Origin of the sequence: Polaromonas sp., assembly GCF_018780625.1 — a bacterium.
Classification (GTDB): domain Bacteria; phylum Pseudomonadota; class Gammaproteobacteria; order Burkholderiales; family Burkholderiaceae_C; genus Polaromonas.
This window is the reverse complement of the sequence record NZ_JADMJK010000203.1, coordinates 1-2,872: the sequence shown is the minus strand read 5'-3', so window position 1 is coordinate 2,872 and position 2,872 is coordinate 1. Positions and strand designations below refer to the sequence as shown.

The 2,872-nt window shown below is 67.3% G+C and carries 4 protein-coding genes; 3 read left to right on the top strand and 1 reads right to left on the bottom strand.

What is annotated here, in order from left to right; genetic code table 11:
- Positions 1-508, bottom strand: a 508-nt coding sequence (locus IV091_RS15095) for an SDR family NAD(P)-dependent oxidoreductase (RefSeq protein ID WP_293470081.1), incomplete at its 3' end; no start/stop codon positions are given.
- Positions 509-590: 82 nt separating this feature from the next.
- Here IV091_RS15095 and IV091_RS15090 point away from each other — a divergent pair.
- The 3 genes from IV091_RS15090 to IV091_RS15080 all read left to right on the top strand — a co-directional run.
- Positions 591-1,715, top strand: a complete 1,125-nt coding sequence (locus IV091_RS15090; RefSeq protein WP_293470080.1) for an SAM-dependent methyltransferase — start codon at positions 591-593, stop codon at positions 1,713-1,715.
- Positions 1,716-1,740: 25 nt separating this feature from the next.
- A complete protein-coding gene (locus IV091_RS15085; protein ID WP_293470079.1) occupies positions 1,741-1,935 on the top strand; it encodes a DUF2905 domain-containing protein in 195 nt (64 codons plus the stop codon).
- Positions 1,936-1,955: 20 nt separating this feature from the next.
- A partial coding sequence (locus tag IV091_RS15080; RefSeq protein WP_293470078.1) for an ROK family protein occupies positions 1,956-2,872 on the top strand: 917 nt, incomplete at its 3' end.

Here is a 2,872-nt window from a genome sequence, read left to right as displayed (position 1 = left end):
TGAAAAAGTCCGGGTTCTGGTTCCACAGCTTCTGGTCGAGCAGGTTGACCACCGCGCACCGGCCCGCGTGCGCTGGTGCCGCGCCTGCGGCCTGGCGGGACGCCACATGCGCATGCAGCGCCTGGGCCAGCAAAATGGCGGCGCCAGTGTTGCTGTGCAGGTGCTTGTCCAGGCTGGCAAAGCCAAAACTGGCGGCGCTGTCGTGCTCAAAGGTCGAGGCGCTGTTGACCACCGCATGGACGCGGCCAAAATGCGCCACCACGCGCGCAAGCAGACCGCGCACCGCCGCTTCATCCGCCAGATCAGCGTCAAAAGCCGCTGCAGAGCCTGCCAGTCTGGCGCAGTCGGCGACGGTTTTGAGGGCTTCTTTGGCCGAACTGCGGTAATGCACGGCCACCTGCCAGCCGCCAGCGGCGAGCGCCAGCGCAATTTCGCGGCCCAGCCGCTTGGCGGCGCCGGTGACCAACACAACAGGGCGCGCAAGCGCATGAGACGGGGAGGGCTTCATCGGGTAGCTGTTAGGGGCGGGTGCGGCGGGATGGCCAAAGGTGAATCGCTGACAATCATGGCTGACAACGACGATGACCCAAATGATCAATCTTTCCATTTTAACGAGCAAGCTGACCGAGCACATCGCCGGGGCCATGAACGCGGCCGGCGGCTGGCTGGGCTTTGATGCGTTCATGGCGCTGGCGCTGTACGCGCCCGGCCTGGGCTACTACGCCCACGATTCCCGCAAGTTCGGCCTGATGCCCGAAGGTGTCAAGGGCGGCGGCAGCGATTTTGTGACCGCGCCCGAGCTGTCGCCTCACTTTGGCCGGGCGCTGGCACGCCAGGTGGCCCAGGCGCTGCAGGCCAGCGGCACGGCCGAGGTCTGGGAGTTTGGCGCCGGTTCCGGTGCGCTGGCGCTGCAACTGCTGGACGCGCTGGGGCCACAGGTCGAGCGCTACACGATTGTCGATCTGTCAGGCAGCCTGCGCGAACGCCAGCGCGAGCGGCTGGCCGCCCATGCCGGCAAGGTGCAGTGGGCCAGCGCGTTGCCGACCCGGATGCGCGGCGTGGTGCTGGGCAATGAGGTGCTGGACGCGATGCCGGTCAAATTGCTGGCGCGGCTGGCGGGCGTGTGGCACGAGCGCGGCGTGGTGCTGCATGAAGGTCGTTTTACCTACGCCGACCGTCCCACCGATTTGCGGCCGCCGCTGGACGTGGCCGGCCACCACGATTACGTCACCGAAATCCACCCGCAGGCTGAAGGCTTTGTCCGCACGCTGGCGGACCGGCTGGAAACCGGCGCCGTGTTTTTGCTCGACTACGGCTTTCCCGAGCACGAGTATTACCACCCCCAGCGCAGCATGGGCACGGTGATGTGCCACCGCGCGCACTTGCTTGACGCCGATCCGCTGGCCGACGTGGGCGAAAAAGACATCACCGCCCACGTCAACTTCACCGGCATTGCGCTGGCCGGGCAGGACGCCGGGCTGCCGGTGGCGGGCTACACCAGCCAAGGCCGGTTCTTGCTGAACTGCGGGCTGCTCGACGGCCTGGAAAACGCCAGCCTGGCCGAGCGCGCCATGGTACAAAAACTCGTCAACGAGCATGAAATGGGCGAGCTGTTCAAGGTCGTCGCCTTTGCCACCGACACGCTTCACCACCCCGACGGCACGGCCTGGCAGCCGCTGGGCTTTGCCGCCGGCGACCGCATGCACACGCTGTGAGCCGGCCAGCCTCTAAACTGGCCCGATGATTCGCTGGTTTATCGTCATTTTCCTGGCCCTGATGGTCATCAGCTGGTTCAGCCCGCTGCTGCAAAAACTCGGCTTTGGCAAATTGCCGGGCGACCTGCGCTTCCGGCTGTTTGGCCGCGAGTGGTTCATTCCGTTAACCACCACGATCTTGCTGAGCTTTGTGGCCAGCCTGATTTCCCACGTTCTCTGAACCGTAGAAAGACGCGCCGCATGAAAGCCTGTGTTGACCTCGGAGGCAGCAAAATCGCCGTCAGCCTGGCGGCCGATGGCTTGGGCGCGCCGGGCCAGCCGCCGGCGCTGCTGGCCTGGCGGGCCGAGCCCACCGCCAAAACTGGCGCGCCCGACGCCGTGGCGCAGCAAATCCTGCGCATGCTCGCGGCCGCCTGCGCCGAGGCTGGCGTGCCCGAGCAAGACCTTGAGGCGGTGGGCGTGTCGTCGTGCGGCCCGTTCGTGATGAACGCCGGCCTGATCGAGCTGGCCGCTCCCAATATCTGCGGTGGCCTGGCCGGACCGGCGCGCGGCTTGCCCAACGACTGGACCCGCGCGCCGCTGCAAGCGCCGCTGCGCGAGAGATTTGCAGACGTGCGGATCGCCAACGACGGCATAGGCGCGCTGCAGGCCGAGCGCCGCTGGGGCGCGCTGCAGGGCCTGGACCACTGCGCCTACGTGACCTGGAGTACCGGCATTGGCTGCGGCCTGTGTGTCGATGGCCATGTGCTGCGCGGCAAGCACGGCAACGCCGGCCACGCGGGCCACATGTTCGTCAGCGACAACGTTGACGCGCTGTGCGGCTGCGGCAACATCGGGGATCTGGAAGGGCTGGTGGCCGGCAACGCGGTGGCGCGGCGTTTTGCGGCGGGCGGCTATGCGGACACGGCCGGGGTTTTTTCGGCGGCCCGTGCCGGTGACGCGCAGGCCGTTGCCCTGGTGGACGAGTTGTGCCGGGTCATGGGACGTGCGTTGTACAACCTGGTCGTCACGCTGGACCTGGAGCGCATCAGCCTGGGCGGCGGGGTGTTCTGGCACCAGCGCGACTACCTGCTGCCGCGCCTGCAGTCCTTCATCAATGGCAAACTGCCGGCCCTGACGGCCGGCTTTTCGCTGGTGCCCGCCGGCTTGGGCGAGCG